The following is a 17278-nucleotide window of genomic DNA, read 5'->3' on the forward strand; positions in this document are numbered from 1 at the left end:
AAGCCAGTACATGCAAGACACGATTCCCGAAGCCACCGGCGCCAGTGAAATCCGGCGCGCCGGCGTCGATCTCAATGGATTGATGACGGTGCTGGGCAAGCATCTGTATTCGACCCCGGTGGTGGCGCTGCGCGAACTGGTGCAGAACGCACACGACTCGCTGGTTCGCCGCCGCCTCGAACAGCCCGGCTGGGTCGAACCGGCGCGCATCGAAGTGCACGGCGATGCCGGCAACGGCATCGTGCGCATCATCGATTCCGGCGCCGGCCTGACCCAGCAGGAAATCCACGATTACCTGGCTACCGTGGGCGTGGGCTACACCCGCGGCCTGCGCCAGGCCGGTGCCGACGAGGACGGCCTGATCGGCATGTTCGGCCTGGGCTTCCTGTCGGCGTTCGTACTGGCCCGGCGGGTCACCGTGCGCACCACCTCCTACCAGAGCCCGACGCTGGGGCATTGCTATGTTTCCAGCAATGCCGAGCAGTACACCGTATCGCCGATGCCGGCGCGTGCGGTGGGCACCGAGGTGCTGCTGGAGCTGCACCCCGATTTCCAGCACCTGGCCCAGGAAGCGCACCTGCGCGACATCCTCGGCCGTTACTGCGCGCTGCTGGGCGAACCGATCTTCATCGGCCTCGATGCGCAGGCGATCAACCCCGAGCCGCCGCCGTGGCGGCCGCGCGATGGCGTGGCGCTGCACCCGCTGCAGGCGCAGCGCCGTGCGCTGGAGTTCGCCGCACGCTTTGAGCGTCATTTCGAGCCGCTGTGCGCGGTACCGGTGCGTGCCGCGCCGGGCAGCGACGCGGTGGGCCTGCTGTGGGTGCAGGATGGCGCCACCTACGGCAGCAGCGACAATCGCAACCTGTCGGTGTTCGTGCGCGGCATGCTGCTCGACGACGATGCCCGCGACCTGCTGCCGCCCTGGGCCGGGTTCATCGGCGGGGTGATCGAATCCAGCCGCCTGACCCCCACGGCCAGCCGCGAAGACCTGCAACGGGACCAGGGCTATGCCGCCGTCCAGCATGCGTTGGCCGAAGCCCTGATCGAGGGCCTGGCCGAGGTGGCACGGCAGCAGCCCGAAGCCTGGCGCCGGGTGCTGGCCCGCCACAACGAAGCCCTGCTGGGCGCGGCGCTGTGCGACGAACGGCTGTTCCAGCTGCTGATGGAGCACGTGCGCGTGCCGACCTCGCAGGGCGAGATGAAGGCCAGTGCGTTGCCGGCGCGCGGCGCGGTGCATGTGATCCTGGACAACGGCGGCGGCTTTGAGGAAATGCTGTTCCGGGCGATGGGCGTGCCGGTGGCGCACGGCAACCGCTATGCGGTGGTGCCGTTCCTGCGCCGCTGGGCGCAGGCCAAGGGCATGCGCCTGGTCGAGCTGGGCACCGAGCAGGGCAATCGTGCGTTGTTCAAACCCGGCAGCCTGCCCGAAGCGGACCTGGCCTGGCTGGAACGGCATCTGGGCGATGGCGAACAGCTGTTGCCGGCGCATTTCAGCCCGGCCGAACTGCCGGTGGTGGTGGTGCCCGACCGCGAAGCCGAACTCAAGCGCCGGCTGGAAGACGATGAAAACGACAAGCGCGTTTCGATGGCCGCGCTGCGGCTGGCGCGCCAGTTCACCGCGCGCATCGCTCCCCGCCAGGTGTCGCGCCTGTACCTCAATCTGGACAACCCTGCGGTGCAGGCGCTGCTGGACGCGCTGCGCAGCGGCAATCCCCGGGCCGAGGCCGCCGCGCGCCTGCTGCGCTCGCTGAAGATCATCATCGGTGCGCAGGGCCGCGCGCAGGACGCCGGTACCGGCGGCAGCGATCTCAACGGCGCCTTCGGCGATATCGGCGTGGCCCTGCAGCAGATGCTGCAGGCGCCGCGCTGACTCTTTTTTTTGCAACAGGACGATACAACCGTATGGATATCTGGAATTGGGTGGAAAAACTGCAGGATGACCTTGGCCAGGCTGGGCAGCGGCAGAGTGCGCAGCTGCTGACCCAGCTCACCGATGAAGTCTGTGAACTGCGCTCCGATCGCGTCGATGCGCTGCTGCCGGAAGCACGTGCGCTGGGCAGGACGCTGGACAACCCCTGGCTGGAGGTATTCGTTGGCCACTGGGAAATGCGCAACCGGGTCGGCAACCGCCAGGAAGGCGAGGCGGCGCTGGGCGATGTGGTGGCCTTGTTCGAGCGTGCGCACCGCGCCGACGCCGTCGACTGCCCGCAGTCGATCTGCGTCACCCAGGATCTGGCCGCGTGCTATGGCAACATCGACGGGCCGGGTTGGGTGCCCGAGCGGATGGAAGTGTGCGAGGAAACACTGGCACGGGTCGATCCGAGCTGGGCATGCTTCCAGTGCCTGAGCTGCGAGAAGGCCGACGCGCTGCTTGACGACGGGCGCAGCGATGAGGCGCTGGCCTACCTGGATGCGCAGGCCGGCACCGTACTGGCGCATGGCGGCAAGGTCTGTGACAGCTTCCCGGAAATGCGCATCAAGATCCTGTTGGCCAGCGGCCGCGCCGCCGAGGCATTGGCGCTGATCGAACAGCGCGAGGCCGAAGTGGCGGCCGAAGGCGATTACGAGCCGGCCAACTGCACGGTGCCGCGCAGGCTGTCCAAGGCCTGGGCGCTGGCCCAGCTGGGCCGCGACGAGGAGGCGATGGCCTCGATGGTGCCGTTCGGCCAGTTGTCGCCCAACTACCGGCGGTTGTGGGCGCAGGCGGTGGCCTTGCTGGTGCGCGCGGTGCCCGAGCGCAATACCTGGGACCTGGGCAGCCGCCTCAATGCCACGCTGGCGCATTTCTCCGAGGTCGGCGCGCACCGCGTGGTGATCGAGATCGCCGGCCTGTGCGTGGAGATGGCGTTGCAGCGCCAGGCCGTCTGGATGGCGCGCCGGCACCTGGCCGTGGCCCGCCAGCATCTGGGCCAGTTGCGCCAGGACCGCGGTGCGGCCGCGCAGGTGGCCGACATGGCCGCGCGCATCGACGCCGCGCCAGCGCAGGCCGCGTTGCCGGTGCCGGCGGCGGCGTTGCTGGACTGGCTGTCGGCGCAGGCCGACGCCGAGCAGGCGCGTGATCCCGAGCGCGAGGCGCAATGGCTGCTGCAGGGCGTGGCCGAGCGGCCCGACGATGCCGCGCTGGTCGATGTGGCCGCCTCGGCGCTCAGTGCCTGCGGCGCCGATGACGATGCCACCGCGCTGCTGTGGGCATTCGTGCAGCGGCACCCGCACGAGGATGCGCAGCCGGCCTATACCCTGATGCGCCTGCTGACCCAGCGCGGCGATGAAGCCGGCCTGGCCCGGCTGGCCCTGCACTACCAGGCCGCCGTGCCGGTGTTCGCGCTGTGGTGCCAGGCGCAGATGGCCAACCGGTTGTCGGACTGGGCCGCGCTGGAGCAGGCGGTCACCGCGCTGCTGGCGCTGTCGCCGGGGTCGCATGGCGCGCGCGGCATGCTGGCAGCCGGGTACATGTCGGCCAAGCGTTTCGGCGATGCGCAGCAGCAGTACCGCCACCTCACCGAAGTCCTGGAGGAGCCGCGCAGCGCGCACTGGGACCACATGACCGCCGCCAGCGCCGCGCGCGACTGGGCGGCGGTGCGGCATTCGGCCGCGGCCATCGACATGCAGCTGGAGAGCGTGGACGGGCCGGTGGAAGAGAACTTCGGCTGGGTCATCATCCGCTGCATGGATGCCGGCGAGCCGATCGAGTACTACGCCCGCCGCACCGGCCCGGTCACCGCGCGCATCATCGAAAATGCGCCGGCCAACCGCCTGCAGCGGGTGGATGACTGGGTGGTGTTCGACGCTGAACTGGTCCACCCCTTGCCCGACGACGAGGCCGAGCGCGAGCACTTCATGCCGACCTACGCCGAAGTGCACCGGCTGGAAAGCGGCGGCTATGCCACCAGCTGGCTGATCGATGGCGTGGACCCGGGCGAACAGGCCTGGGCGGCGTTCAGCGAGGCGGTGGAGGCCCGTGGCTGGAAGCTCTGGAAGCACAGCCGGGAAGATTACCTGCTGACCGACCCGGGTACCGACGGCGGGCAACTGCCCGGCGTGCTGTTCACCGTCGCCCAGCCGCAGGACCAGCCGCCGCTCGCGTTGCACCGCTTCCTCAGCGATGCCACCGCCGGCTGGGCGCATCCGATGTGCTGGCTGCGCCTGGCCGAGGCGTGCGACCAGGACCGGCAACGCCACCTGGATGCGGTCGAACGTTACGGTCTGTAATGACGCGGCGGGCCGCGCGCGCGGCCCGCCGTAGCGCCGGGTTCTGCCCAGCCGGCATCAGCGGCGATTGAACACCAGTTCAATCGCGAACTGGCTGCCGAAGAACGCCAGCAGCAGCAGCGCCATCGCAGTCAGCGTCCAGTGCACCGCCTTGGCCCCGCGCCAGCCGTAGCGGCGGCGGCCGATCAGCAGGGTGCCGAATACGATCCAGGACAGGACGCTCAGCACGGTCTTGTGCACCAGCTTCTGCGCCAGCAGGTCATCGACGAACAGCACGCCGGTGACCAGGGTCAGGGTGAGCAGGGCAAAGCCGACCGCGATCACCCGGAACAGCAGCGCTTCCAGGTCCGCCAGCGGCGGCAGGGCGCGCAGCCAGGGGCGGAAGTCGCGCCGGCGCAGGGCGCGTTCCTGCAGCCACAGCATGATCGCCAGCAGCGCGGCCACGCTGAGCGTGGCGTAGGCCAGCAGCGCCATCCAGGCGTGGGTGGCCAGTTGCCAACCCAGCGGCTTGCTCGGCGCGTGCCCGTAGCCGTGGTAGATGCACAGCACCGCGGCGGCCATCGGGAACACCAGCACGCCCAGGGCGGCCATGCGCCCGCGCGCGGCCACCAGCGAGGTCAGCCAGGCCATGCCCAGCCCGACCAGCGACAGCGCCGCGAAAAAGTGCATGTCCGGCCCGCCGCTGGTGCGCATCGCCACCAGCACGTGGTAACCGCCGTGCAGCAGCATCGCCGGCAGCGCCGGCCACAACCATGCCGGGGACCGGGCCGCGTCATCACGGCTGACCGCGCGCACCAGCAGGCCGGTGGCGGTCAGGTACAGCAGGGTCGCGATGAGAACGATTGTCATCGTGGAAGTTTCGCATACCCCCGGGGTACTGGCGATGGCTGCGGCCACCGGCCGCTGGCGCGGTCCGGGGCGCTTGGTGGACCGGCTATACTGTGCGTCTCTCTGTCTTTCGTTCTGAACAGGTTGCCTCCATGTTCGAGTCCCTGACCCAGCGCCTCTCCGGCACCATCGAGCGGCTGCGCGGCCGCGGTCGCCTCACCGAGGAAAACATCCGCGAGGCCACCCGCGAAGTCCGCATCGCGCTGCTCGAAGCCGACGTCGCCCTGCCGGTCGTGCAGGCCCTGGTCGAGCGCATCAAGGTGCGTGCGGTCGGCCAGGAAGTGCTCAAGTCGCTGACCCCGGGCCAGGCGCTGATCAAGGTCGTGCGCGACGAACTCACCGCCGTGATGGGCTCGGCCGCCTCGGACCTGAATCTCAATGTGCCGGCCCCGGCGATCATCCTGATGGCCGGCCTGCAGGGTGCGGGCAAGACCACCACGGTCGGCAAGCTGGCCAAGCACCTGAAGGAAAAGCGCAAGAAGAAGGTGATGGTGGTCTCGGCCGACGTCTACCGTCCGGCCGCGATCGAGCAGCTGCAGACCCTGGCCGACCAGGTCGGGGTGCTGTTCTTCCCGTCCAGCGCCGACCAGAAGCCCGAAGCGATCGTGCGCGCGGCGATCGACGATGCGCGCAAGTCGTTCGTCGACGTGCTGATTGTCGATACCGCTGGCCGCCTGGCCATCGATGACGCGATGATGGCCGAGATCAAGGCCCTGCACGCGGCGGTCAACCCGGCCGAAACCCTGTTCGTGGTCGATGCCATGACCGGCCAGGACGCGGCCAACACCGCCAAGGCGTTCGGCGATGCGCTGCCGCTGACCGGCGTGGTGCTGACCAAGACCGACGGCGACGCCCGCGGCGGTGCCGCGCTGAGCGTGCGCTACATCACCGGCAAGCCGATCAAGTTCGTCGGTGTGAGCGAAAAGCCGGATGGCCTGGACGTATTCCACCCCGACCGTATCGCCAGCCGCATCCTGGACATGGGCGATGTGCTGTCGCTGGTGGAGCAGGTCGAGCAGCAGGTCGACAAGGACAAGGCCCAGAAGCTGGCCGAGAAGGTCGCCAAGGGCAAGAAGTTCGATCTGAACGACATGCGCGACCAGCTCGAGCAGATGCAGAACATGGGCGGCATCGGCGGCTTGATGGACAAGCTGCCGGGCCTGGGCAACATTCCCGAGCACCTCAAGCAGCAGGTCAGCCAGGGCAAGGAAGTGCCGCGCATGATCGCCATCATCAACTCGATGACCAAGAAGGAACGCCGCAACCCGGGCCTGCTCAACGGCTCGCGCCGCGCCCGCATCGCGCGCGGTTCCGGGCTGACCCCGGCCGACGTCAACAAGCTGATGAAGCAGTACCAGCAGATGGAAAAGATGATGAGCAAGATGGCCGGCGGCGGCATGAAGGGCATGATGCGCAGCATGAAGGGCATGATGGGGGCCATGGGCGGCCGCGGCGGCATGCCGTTCCGCTGAGGCCTTGGCCGCAGGCAGCTGCAAGCGTCACCCGGGGGCGGTGCCTGCCTCTTGTTGCACCCTCCGTCCAGTGGTTCACTGGCGGCCTTGATACTTCAAAGGAATGTCTGTGAAAAAGTCTATCGTGATGATGGCGCTGGTCCTCGCACTGGCCGGCTGCAAGGACGACACCTCGATGTCGCAGAAGGCCGGCAGCGCGATCAGCGGCACCGCCGCCGATTTCGTCGCCGGGCTGGGCGAGGGCGTGGACAAGCGCATGAGCGTGACCCTGCAGATCGACCCGGCGCTGGCGGCACGCGGCCTGACCGTGACCCAGGGCAAGAGCCGTGGCATGGGTTCCAAGGATGCGGCGGTGTATGTGGTGGCCGACAAGCCGTTCAAGGGCAAGCTGGTGGCCCGCGCCCTGGATGGGCAGGGCACCGAGATCGGCCGTGCGGTGGTCGAGGAAGACTTTGCCGCCGACGACGCGCGCTATGTGACCTTCACCTTCAACGTGGACAGCCAGCTGGTCCGCACCTACGCGGTGTCGGCACGCTGAGTCCGGCCGGCGTGGCTGCCGGGGCAGGGCGGTGCGGCGTATGCTGGCACCGTCTCCTTCCACGGGTGCGCCGCGCGTGAGCCGTTCTTCGATCCTTGAGCGCGCCGACGGTTTCTGTCGGCGTTTTGCTTTGCAGGCCCCGGTCCTGCTGGCACCGATGGCCGGTGCCTGCCCGCTGCCGTTGTCGGTGGCGCTGGCCAATGCCGGCAGCATGGGCGCGATGGGCGCGGTGCTGTCCCAGCCGCAGGACATCGTGGCGTGGATGGAGGGCTTCCGCGCGCAGTCGCCCGGGCCGGCCCAGGTCAATGTGTGGATTCCCGATCCGCCGCCGCGCCGCGATGCGGCAGGTGAGGCCGCCACGCGCGCGTTCCTCGCCCAGTGGGGCCCGGCGGTGCCGGCCAGTGCCGGCGATGCCGGCCCGGCCGATTTCGATGCGCAGTTCGATGCGCTGATCGCCGCGCGCCCGGCGGTGGCCTCGACCATCATGGGGGTGTTTACCGCCGCCCAGGTGCATCGCCTGCAGCAGGCCGGCATCGCCTGGTTCGCCTGTGCCACGACCTTGTCCGAAGCCCTGGCCGCGCAGGCCGCCGGTGCCGATGCAGTGGTGGCGCAGGGCTTCGAGGCCGGCGGCCACCGTGGTGCGTTCGACCCGGACGCGGCCGAGCGGCAGCTGGTGGGGCTGTTCGCGCTGCTGCCGCGGCTGGCCGACCAGTTGCGGATTCCGCTGATCGCCGCCGGCGGCATCGCCGATGGCCGCGGCATCGCGGCGGCGCTGCTGCTGGGGGCCAGCGCGGTGCAGGTGGGTACCGCGTTCCTGCGTACGCCCGAATGCGCGATCGACCCGGCCTGGTCGCAGGCGCTGGCCGCGGCCGAACCCGAAGACACCTGGCCGACCCGCGCCTTCAGTGGCCGGCTCGGCCGCGGCCTGGCCACCGCCTATGTGCGTGCCGCCGCGCAGGCCGATGCGCCGCCGCCGCGCCCGTACCCGGTACAGCGCGGGCTGACCGCGCCGATGCGGGCGCAGGCCAATGGCCAGCACCGGATCGAGGCGATGCAGGCCTGGGCCGGGCAGTCGGCGTGGATGGCGCCGGCCCGCCCGGCCGCCGAAGTGCTGGCGCAGATGTGGTCCGACGCCCGGGCGCTGCTGGGATGAGCCTGTACTGCAACGGCCACCCGGCCGGTACCGACGACCTGGCCGGGGCGCTGACCAACTACGGTCATTTCACCTCGCTGCAGGTGCGCGGCGCTGCCGTGCAGGGCCTGGACCTGCACCTGCAGCGCCTGCAGCAGGGCACCACCGAGTTGTTCGGTGCCGCACTGGACCCGGCCCGGGTGCGGGCCTGGATGGCCCAGGCCCTGCAGGCCGAGGGCGTGGCCGATGCCTCGCTGCGGGTGACGGTGTTCTCGCGCCGGTTCGATTTCCGCCAGCCGCTGCAGGCGGTCGAGGTGGATGTACTGGTGGCGGTGGCCGCGCCGGTGCACATGCCGGCCGACGCGCGGCGCCTGCGCACGGTGGTGTACCAGCGGGAACTGCCGCACCTCAAGCATGTCGGCACCTTTCCCCTGTTCGCCCAGCGCCGGCGTGCGCTCCAGGACGGGTTCGACGATGCGCTGTTCACTACCGATGGCGGCCAAGTCAGCGAAGGCACTACCTGGAACATCGCCTTCCAGCAGGGCCGGCAGATCATATGGCCGCAGGCCCCGGCACTGCGCGGCACCCAGGAGCGTCTGTTGCAGGCCGGCTTTGCACAGCAAGGGCAGCAGGTGCGTGCGGTGGCCCTGTCCGAACTGGGCGACTTCGATGGTGCCGTCGCCTGCAACTCGGCCGGGGTCTGGCCGATCGCGGCGATCGATGCGGTGCTGTTTCCCGAGTCGGAGGCATTCTGCCAGCGGGCCAGGGGCATCCTGGAGACGGCGCTGTGGCAGCCGATCGGCAAGGCTGCCGGGGCAGGGTAGGCCCTGTTCAGCTTCAGCTGCCGGCAGAGGCTTGGAATGGCCGCGGGGCGCCGCTATAATCGCCGGCTTACCGCGCCATCCTGGCGACTGGGCAATAGAGGATTTACACCATGGTCAAGATTCGACTGACCCGCGGCGGCGCCAAGAAGCGTCCGTTCTACCACATCATCGTGACCGACTCGCGCAGCGCCCGTGATGGCCGCAACATCGAGCGCGTGGGTTACTACAACCCGGTTGCCCAGGGTGCCGAATCGCGCATCGTGCTGGACCTGCCGCTGGTGGACAAGTGGGTTGCCAACGGCGCCCAGATGACCGACAAGGTTCGCAACCTGTACAAGGAAGCGACCAAGGCCCAGGCCTCGGCGGCCTGATCCTGACGGGCCGCGCCTGCCGCGGCCCATTCGGCCTATACAGATGAAAGATACCGAGCGCCGGATCCTGCTGGGCAGGATTGTCGGCGCTTTTGGTGTGCGAGGCGAGATCAAGCTCGAGTCCTGGACCGAGCCGCGTACCGCCATTTTCCAATACCAGCCCTGGATCCTGCGTACCCCCGCCGGCCAGGAGAGCACCCTCACCGGCGCGCGCGGCCGACAGGCCGGCAAGCACCTGGTGGCGGTGTTTCCCGATATCACCGACCGCGACGTGGTCGAGTCGATGTACGGCACCGAAGTCTATGTGGCACGCAGCGCGTTGCCGCCGCCGAAGGCCGACGAGTACTACTGGGTCGACCTGGAAGGCCTGCAGGTACGTACCGTCGATGGCGTCGAACTGGGGCGGGCTTCGCACCTGTTCTCGACCGGCTCCAACGACGTGCTGGTGGTGCACGGCGACCGTGAGCGGATGATTCCGTTCGTGCAGCCCGATTTCGTGGTGTCGGTGGATTTCGAGGCCAACCTGATCGTGGTCGACTGGGATCCGGAGTTTTAAGCCGGGTGCGTATCGACGTCATCACCTTGTTCCCGGAGTTCATGGCGCAGTCGGCCGCGCTGGGCGTGGTCGGCCGTGCCGCCGAACGCGGCCTGCTCGATCTGCACGGCTGGAATCCGCGTGACTACGCCGAGGGCAATTACCGCCGGGTGGACGACCGTCCGTTCGGCGGCGGCCCCGGCATGGTCATGCTGATCGAGCCGCTGCGCGCCTGCCTGGCCGCGGCCAGGGCGGCCGACCCGGCGCCGGCGCCGGTGATCTACCTCAGCCCCCAGGGCCGGCCGCTGACCCAGGCCAAGGTGCGGGAACTGGCGGCATTGCCGCGCATGATCCTGCTCTGCGGCCGTTATGAAGGCATCGACGAGCGGTTCCTGGAGGCCGAGGTGACCGAGGAAATCTCGATCGGCGATTACGTCCTGTCCGGCGGTGAGCTGGGCGCGGCGGTGATCGTCGACGCAGTGACCCGTCTGCAGGAAGGGGCCCTCGGCGATGCCGAATCGGCCGCCCAGGACAGTTTCGAGGGCCCGCAGGGGCTGCTGGACTGCCCGCATTTCAGCCATCCGGCCCAGCATGAATGGGGCACCGTCCCGGACGTGCTGCGCTCGGGCAACCATGCCGCGATCGCGCGCTGGCGCCGCCAGCAGTCGCTGCTGCGGACCTGGCTGCGGCGCCCGGACCTGCTCGACGAGGCCGGGTTGTCCAAGGCCGACCGGATCCTGCTTGAGCAGGCCCGGCAGGCGCCGCCCGAGGAACCCACCCCCTAGCGCGGGGCCGGGATCTTCGGTTATCATTGGCGATTCCCATCAGGCCTGTGGCTTGCTGGTGGAAACCCTACAAAAAACGTGCAGCACAGTCCGGTGACTGCATGAGCCCACGTTGTCGAACGACACGACCACCCGAACACTATCGGTGCACCCATGAGCAAGCTGAACAAAACCATTCTTTCGGACTTCGAATCCGCCCAGATTACCCGTGAGCTGCCGAAGTTCAGCCAGGGTGACACCATCGTCGTCAACGTGAAGGTGAAGGAAGGCAACCGTGAGCGCGTGCAGGCTTACGAAGGCGTCGTGATCGGCACCAAGAACGCCGGCCTGAACTCGGCCTTCACCGTGCGCAAGATCTCGCACGGCTACGGCGTCGAGCGCGTCTTCCAGACCCACAGCGCCATCATCGACTCGGTCGAAGTGAAGCGCCGCGGCAAGGTCCGCGCCGGCAAGCTGTACTACCTGCGTGGCCTGGAAGGCAAGGCTGCCCGCATCAAGGAAGATCTGGCTGCCGCTGCGCAGGCCAAGGCTGCCCGCCTGGCCGCCAAGGCCCAGTAATTCCCGCCGACGACTTCGGTTGTCGCGGTACCAGAACGGCCACCTTCGGGTGGCCGTTCTGCGTTTACGGGTACCGGGCGTGGCGCGCACGGCCGTTGGATCCACGCCATGCGTGGATGCGGCAGGGTTTCATGGCGCCGGAACGGAAGGCATCCACGCATGGCGTGGATCTACCACCGGGTTCGGTGCTCATCGCCGCGGCGGGCCCGCACCCACCAACGGTGAACCATCGTACCCACCAACGGTGAACCTTCGTACCCACCAACGGTGGGTACCTACGGGCGCGGGTCGGGGTCGGCCACCGGCGAGGGCGGTACCGACGGTACTTCGGCCGGCGCGGCCAGTTCTTCGCGGTGGCTGGGCAGCATGCGCGCCTTGCGCCAGCCGCCCCAGCGGTAATACGCCAGCGACAGCAGCATCGCGCAGAACGAACTGACCGGGAAACTCCACCACACCGCATCGGCGCCCAGGCGGTCCTGCAGCAGTTCGGCGAACGGCACCCGGATGCCCCACAGCGACACCGCCAGGATCAGCAGCGGGGCGATCACCGCCCCGGTGGAGCGCACCACCCCGGAGATCACGAAGTTGACGCCGAAGAACAGGAACGACCACACCGCGATGTGGTTCAGGTGGCGCGCCACTTCCAGCGATTGGCTAGCCTGGGGCAGGAACAACGCCAGCGAATAGCGGTCGAGCAGGATCAGCGGCAGGATCAGCACGCCGGTCAGCAGGAAGTTGTACAACACCCCGCTGCGCGCGGTGCCGCGCACGCGGTCCCAGTTGCCGGCGCCGACGTTCTGCGCGGCCATCGACGAACACGCCGCGCCGATCGCCATCGCCGGCATCTGCACATAGGTCCACAGCTGCAGCGAGGCGCCGTAGGCCGCGGCGGTGTCGGTGCCGTAGCTGTTGACCATGCTCATCATCAAGATCATCGACAGCGAAATCAGCACCATCTGCAGGCCCATCGGCACGCCCTTGACCACCAGCGCGCGCAGGATCTGCAGGTCGATCTTGAACAGCGCCATGTCCTTGCGCCCCAGCCACAGCACGTGCCGTTTGTTGCGCATGTACCAGAGCAGGCCGATCAGCGACAGCGTCTGCGCGATCAGCGTGGCCCAGGCCGCGCCGGCGATGCCCAGCTGCGGGAACGGCCCCAGGCCGAAGATCAGCAGCGGGTTGAACACGATGTCCAGCAGCACCGACAGCAGCAGGAAGCGGAACGGGGTACGCGAGTCGCCGACCCCGCGCAGCGCCGAGCTCAGGAAGGCGAACGCGTACAGGGTGGGCATGGCCAGGAAGATGATGCGCAGGTACGCTTCGGCCAGCGGCAGTGATTGCGCCGGGGTGCCCATGGCGGCCAGCAGCGGGTGCGACAGCCACCAGCCGGCGATGGCGATCACCACCGACAGGCCGATGAAGAAGGTGGCGCTGGTACCCATCACCCGGCGTGCCTGCGGCAGGTCGCGCGCGCCCATCGCCTGGCCGATCAGGATGCTGGCGGCCATGCCGATGCCGAACACCGAGCCGATCAGGAAGAACATGATGTTGTTGGCGTTCGCGGTGGCGGTCAGCGCCGCCTCGCCGAGGAAGCGCCCGACCCAGATCGCGTTGACCGACCCGTTCAGCGACTGGGCGATGTTGCCGGCCAGGATCGGCAGCGCGAACAGGAACAGGTTGCGCCCGATCGGGCCGGTGGTCAGGTCAAGCGGCGCTTTGGCCATTGGCGGTGGAGATCGGATCCGGGGAGGGGCACACTAGCATCACGCCCGTCAGTGGGATATCGCGATGCGCACCGTAGTGCCGGCCGCTGGCCGGCTCCAGGCAATCCGAACCACGGTAGTGTCGGCCGCCGGCCGGCTCCCGGTAAACCCGGTTTCGCCGATCACGCCCGCGCTGGCGGTGCTCTTGATTGCCGCCACGCTGGCCGCATGTTCGAGTAACGGCCGCCTGGGTGATGCCCAGGTGCGGCCGATGGACCGACCCGAATGCCAGGTCGGCAGCCAGCGCCGCGATCTGGACGCCGCCGTGCCGGTGTTGATCGGCGGCACCGGCTGCCGCGGCAACCCGGACGCGGCGCAACCCCTGAACAAACAACCGGCCAATGCCGTGGAGCTGGGCAAGCAGCATGACTGAAGCAACATCCGTGGCCGCGATGCGGCTGGACGTGTGGCTGTGGGCCGCACGCTTTTTCAAGACCCGCAGCCTGGCCAAGCAGGCCGTGGAAACCGGCAAGGTCGATGTGGCCGGGCACCGCCCCAAATCCTCGCGCGCGATCCGCGTGGGCGAGCTGCTGCAGATCAGCCGCGGCGATGAAACCTGGGAAGTGCAGGTGAGCGCGCTGAGCGAACTGCGCGGGCCGGCGCCGGTGGCGCAGCAGCTGTACCAGGAAAGCGAGGCCTCGCGTGCGCGGCGCGCCGAGCTGCGCGCGCAACGCGCGGCGGCCAGGAACGGTTACCAGGCGCCGGAGCACAAGCCGGACAAACGCGCGCGGCGGTTGATCCGGGCGCTGGGGGATCTGGATGCGTTGTGATCTGCATGCGGCGCACATGAAAAGACCGGGCCCATGGGCCCGGTCTTTGTTTCTGCCTGCGACGTCGCCTCAACGCAGGTCGTAGCGGTCCAGTTCCATCACCCGTGCCCAGGCGGCCACGAAGTCCTGTACGAACTTCTTCCCGCCATCGGCGCTGGCGTACACCTCGGCCAGGGCGCGCAGCACCGAGTTGGAGCCGAACACCAGGTCGGCGCGGCTGCCGGTCCACGCCTTGGCACCGCTGCTTTCATAGCCGTCGCCGGTGGCCTTCCACTGCGTGCGCATGTCCAGCAGGTTGACGAAGAAGTCGTTGCTCAACGTACCCACCCGGTCGGTCAGCACGCCCTGCGCGTTGCCGTCGGTATTGGCGCCCAGCACGCGCAGGCCGCCGACCAGCACGGTCATCTCCGGTGCGGTCAGGGTCAGCAGCTGCGCCTTGTCCACCAGCAGCACTTCGGCCGGCACGCTGTAGCGGCCCTTGAGGTAGTTGCGGAAGCCATCGGCATAGGGCTCCAGCACCGCGAAGGATTCCACGTCGGTCTGCGCCTGGCTGGCATCGGTGCGGCCGGGATGGAACGGCACTTCGACGCTGTGGCCGCCGGCCCTGGTGGCCTGCTCCACGCCGACATTGCCGGCCAGTACGATCAGGTCGGCCAGCGATACCTGGCGGCCGCCGGCGCCGTTGAACGCGGCCTGGATCTTCTCCAGCGCGGCCAGCACCCTGGCCAGCTGCTGCGGCTGGTTGACCGCCCAGTCCTTCTGCGGCGCCAGGCGGATACGCGCCCCGTTGGCACCGCCGCGCTTGTCCGAGCCGCGGAAGGTCGAGGCCGACGCCCACGCGGTGGACACCAGCTCGGCCACGCTCAGGCCGCTGGCGGCGATCTGCTGCTTGAGCGCGGCGATATCCTGCGCATCGATCGGTGCCTGCGCGGCGGCCGGCAGCGGATCCTGCCAGATGAATTCCTCGGCCGGAATCTCCGGGCCCAGGTAGCGGGCGCGCGGGCCCATGTCGCGGTGGGTCAGCTTGAACCAGGCGCGGGCGAAGGCGTCGGCGAAGGCCTGCGGGTCGGCCAGGAAGCGGCGCGAGATCTTCTCGTAGGCCGGGTCCACGCGCAGCGACAGGTCGGTGGTGAGCATGGTCGGGCGGTGCTTTCTGGACGGATCATGCGCATCGGGGATGATCGCTTCGCTGTCCTTGGCCACCCACTGGTGCGCACCGGCCGGGCTCTTGGTCAGTTCCCACTCGTGGCCGAACAGGATCTCGAAGAAATCATGGCTCCATTGCGCCGGGGTGCGCGTCCAGGTCACTTCCAGGCCGCTGGTGATGGTGTCGCCGCCCTTGCCGCTGCCGAATGCGTTGGACCAGCCCAGGCCCTGGCTTTCCAGCCCGGTCGCTTCCGGTTCGGGGCCGACGTTGTCGGCCGGGCCGGCACCGTGGGTCTTGCCGAAGCTGTGGCCGCCGGCGATCAGCGCGACGGTTTCCTCATCGTCCATGGCCATGCGGCCGAACGTGTCGCGGATGTCGAAGGCCGCCTTGAGCGGATCGGGGTTGCCGTCCGGGCCTTCGGGGTTGACGTAGATCAGGCCCATCTGCACCGCGGCCAGCGGGTTTTCCAGGCTGCGCGAGTGGGTATCGCCGTCGGCGTCGTCATCGGAGACCAGCACGCCGCCGGCCTTTTCGACGCCAGGGTCGCCGTGCGCGTAGCGCACATCGCCGCCCAGCCAGGTGGTCTCGCGGCCCCAGTACACGTCCTGGTCCGGTTCCCAGGTATCGGGGCGGCCACCGGCGAAGCCCAGGGTCTTGAAGCCCATCGATTCCAGCGCGACGTTGCCGGTGAGGATCAGCAGGTCGGCCCAGGAAATGGCCTGGCCGTATTTCTGCTTGATCGGCCACAGCAGGCGCCGCGCCTTGTCCAGGCTGACGTTGTCCGGCCAGCTGTTGAGCGGGGCAAAACGCTGTTGGCCACGACCGCCGCCGCCGCGGCCATCGCCGATGCGGTAGGTGCCGGCGCTGTGCCAGGCCATGCGCACGAACAGGCCGCCGTAGTGGCCGAAATCGGCCGGCCACCAGTCCTGCGAATCGGTCATCAGCGCCTTCAGGTCGGCCTTCAGCGCGGCGTAGTCCAGGCCCTTGAAGGCGGCGGCGTAATCGAAGCGGTCATCCAGCGGATTGGAGCGGCTGGAATGCTGGTTGAGCAGGTCCACGCGCAACTGGTTGGGCCACCAGTCGCGGTTGGTGGTGGCCTGGCCGACCAGGGCATGGTTGAACGGGCACTTGGCTTCGCTTTTCATGGGTATCTACCTGTGTACTGGCGAACGTGGAAACCACCTGCAGCCGGGGCCGATGGCATCGCGTGGGCAGGTGGCCCCGGAGGAGCGCACCGCTGCATGGCCCCGGGCGGGGGCCCGGGGCGTGCCGTGAAGGCATGCGGACACGTTAAGCAAGACGGTTCAGTTGGTAAATTCGAATGAATCAACCAAAGCAATAGCCGTTGCCTATTTGATAGTGCCGGCAGCGTTCAACGCTTGCCGCCGAACAGGCCGCCGCCGAGCTTGAGCAGGTCGCCGATGCCCAGCTGGCCGTCGCCGTCCTGGTCCAGCACCGAGGCCAGCAGGCCGCCGTTCTGGCCCTGTGCGGCCTGCGCCTCCTGGCCCAGGGCCTGGCTGAGCTGGGCCGGGTTGCCGCCGTTGGCGAAGCGTTGGGCCAGGTAGGACATCACGATCGGGGCGAGGATGGCCAACAGCTGGCCGGTCTTGCCGCTGTCCAGCCCGGTGGCCTGGCTCAGGCCCTGCGCGGCGCGGTCGCTGTTGCCGCCGAACACATGGCCGAGGATGCCGGCACCGTTGGTGGCGTTGCCGCCGCCGCCACCGAGCACGCTGCCCAGCAGCCCGCCCAGATCGAAGCCGCCGCCGCCGGCGCTGCCGGCATGGTCGCGCTGCAGCGCACCCAGCAGGGCCTCGGCGCCCTGCGGTTGCTGCGCGTTGCGGCCCATCGCGCCCATCAACAGCGGCAGGGCCGCCCCGATTGCGCTGCTGGCCTGGTTCTGGTCGATGCCCAACTGCTGGGAAACCTGCTGCAGGCCCTGGCCCTGCTGCAGCTGCTGGAAGAGGGAGGCTGCAAGCGATTCGGTGTTCACGGTGGACTCCGGTCAGAGGGTGGGTAACCAGCCGAGCATAACGCCGCGTGCACTACGGGAATGCGAAGGCTTCACGCGCCGGCGTGGCGGTGTGCTGTCGCCTAGGTGCACCAGGCGGCCTGGCCGTGGAGGTAGTGCCGGCCGTTGGCCGGCTGCGTGTTGATCGGGCTGTGTGGGGAGCCGGCCAGCGGCCGGCACTACCTGGCTCGCCCGACCAACGGTCGGGCGCTACCGCGCGGTAGGCCAACCGTCGGGCGTTACCGCGCGGTGGGTCAACGGTCGGGCGCTACCTTGCG

16 protein-coding genes are annotated in these 17278 nt (G+C 68.9%); 12 read left to right on the top strand and 4 right to left on the bottom strand.

Features of this window, described 5'->3' with window-relative positions; genetic code table 11:
- Positions 1-10: 10 nt before the first annotated feature.
- Positions 11-1870, top strand: a complete 1860-nt coding sequence (locus tag AC3ITM_RS05945; protein WP_489269088.1) for an ATP-binding protein — start codon at positions 11-13, stop codon at positions 1868-1870.
- 32 nt (positions 1871-1902) lie between these two features.
- Complete coding sequence (locus AC3ITM_RS05950) at positions 1903-4209, top strand: hypothetical protein (RefSeq protein ID WP_489269090.1); 2307 nt, start codon at positions 1903-1905, stop codon at positions 4207-4209.
- Positions 4210-4266: 57 nt separating this feature from the next.
- On the opposite strand, the gene AC3ITM_RS05955 is transcribed toward AC3ITM_RS05950, so the two are convergent.
- Positions 4267-5058, bottom strand: coding sequence for a cytochrome C assembly family protein (locus AC3ITM_RS05955; protein ID WP_489269092.1), 792 nt, complete (start codon positions 5056-5058; stop codon positions 4267-4269).
- A gap of 131 nt (positions 5059-5189) precedes the next feature.
- On the opposite strand from AC3ITM_RS05955, the gene ffh reads away from it, so the two are divergent.
- The 8 genes from ffh (at position 5190) to rplS (ending at position 11312) form a co-directional block, all read left to right on the top strand.
- Positions 5190-6569, top strand: coding sequence for a signal recognition particle protein (gene ffh / locus AC3ITM_RS05960; RefSeq protein WP_228886619.1), 1380 nt, complete (start codon positions 5190-5192; stop codon positions 6567-6569).
- A 109-nt stretch (positions 6570-6678) separates the two neighbouring features.
- Positions 6679-7107: a hypothetical protein gene (locus AC3ITM_RS05965; protein ID WP_489269094.1), complete on the top strand. Its 429-nt coding sequence runs from the start codon at positions 6679-6681 to the stop codon at positions 7105-7107.
- 76 nt (positions 7108-7183) lie between these two features.
- Entirely contained in the window at positions 7184-8260 is a 1077-nt protein-coding gene (locus AC3ITM_RS05970) for an NAD(P)H-dependent flavin oxidoreductase (protein ID WP_489269096.1), read from the top strand.
- Positions 8257-9063 carry an aminotransferase class IV family protein gene (locus AC3ITM_RS05975; protein WP_489269098.1) on the top strand — a complete coding sequence of 269 codons (807 nt, stop codon included), beginning with the start codon at positions 8257-8259 and terminating at the stop codon, positions 9061-9063. Before AC3ITM_RS05970 ends, AC3ITM_RS05975 begins: the two co-directional genes overlap by 4 nt.
- A 110-nt stretch (positions 9064-9173) precedes the next feature.
- Positions 9174-9434, top strand: a complete 261-nt coding sequence (gene rpsP / locus AC3ITM_RS05980; protein WP_017356068.1) for a 30S ribosomal protein S16 — start codon at positions 9174-9176, stop codon at positions 9432-9434.
- A gap of 43 nt (positions 9435-9477) precedes the next feature.
- Positions 9478-9990 carry a ribosome maturation factor RimM gene (gene rimM / locus AC3ITM_RS05985; protein ID WP_228886623.1) on the top strand — a complete coding sequence of 171 codons (513 nt, stop codon included), beginning with the start codon at positions 9478-9480 and terminating at the stop codon, positions 9988-9990.
- Between the two features lie 5 nt (positions 9991-9995).
- Positions 9996-10754, top strand: a complete 759-nt coding sequence (gene trmD / locus AC3ITM_RS05990) for a tRNA (guanosine(37)-N1)-methyltransferase TrmD (RefSeq protein ID WP_489269101.1) — start codon at positions 9996-9998, stop codon at positions 10752-10754.
- A 153-nt stretch (positions 10755-10907) separates the two neighbouring features.
- The gene (gene rplS, locus AC3ITM_RS05995; protein ID WP_228886625.1) at positions 10908-11312 is read left to right on the top strand and encodes a 50S ribosomal protein L19; all 405 of its coding nucleotides are present in this window, start codon (positions 10908-10910) and stop codon (positions 11310-11312) included.
- 275 nt (positions 11313-11587) lie between these two features.
- On the opposite strand, the gene AC3ITM_RS06000 is transcribed toward rplS, so the two are convergent.
- On the bottom strand, positions 11588-13036 hold the full coding sequence (locus tag AC3ITM_RS06000) for an MATE family efflux transporter (RefSeq protein ID WP_489269103.1): 1449 nt from the start codon (positions 13034-13036) through the stop codon (positions 11588-11590).
- 64 nt (positions 13037-13100) lie between these two features.
- Here AC3ITM_RS06000 and AC3ITM_RS06005 point away from each other — a divergent pair, with 64 nt between their 5' ends.
- Positions 13101-13448, top strand: a complete 348-nt coding sequence (locus tag AC3ITM_RS06005) for a hypothetical protein (RefSeq protein WP_489269105.1) — start codon at positions 13101-13103, stop codon at positions 13446-13448.
- The gene (locus AC3ITM_RS06010) at positions 13441-13845 is read left to right on the top strand and encodes an RNA-binding S4 domain-containing protein (protein ID WP_489269107.1); all 405 of its coding nucleotides are present in this window, start codon (positions 13441-13443) and stop codon (positions 13843-13845) included. The genes AC3ITM_RS06005 and AC3ITM_RS06010 overlap by 8 nt, the downstream gene beginning before the upstream one ends.
- A gap of 69 nt (positions 13846-13914) precedes the next feature.
- Here AC3ITM_RS06010 and katG read toward each other — a convergent pair whose 3' ends face one another.
- Positions 13915-16137 carry a catalase/peroxidase HPI gene (katG, locus tag AC3ITM_RS06015; RefSeq protein ID WP_489269109.1) on the bottom strand — a complete coding sequence of 741 codons (2223 nt, stop codon included), beginning with the start codon at positions 16135-16137 and terminating at the stop codon, positions 13915-13917.
- A 227-nt stretch (positions 16138-16364) separates the two neighbouring features.
- Positions 16365-16982: a DUF937 domain-containing protein gene (locus AC3ITM_RS06020; protein ID WP_489269111.1), complete on the bottom strand. Its 618-nt coding sequence runs from the start codon at positions 16980-16982 to the stop codon at positions 16365-16367.
- Positions 16983-17278: the final 296 nt, after the last annotated feature.

This window comes from Stenotrophomonas sp. KH_029 (assembly GCF_057839765.1).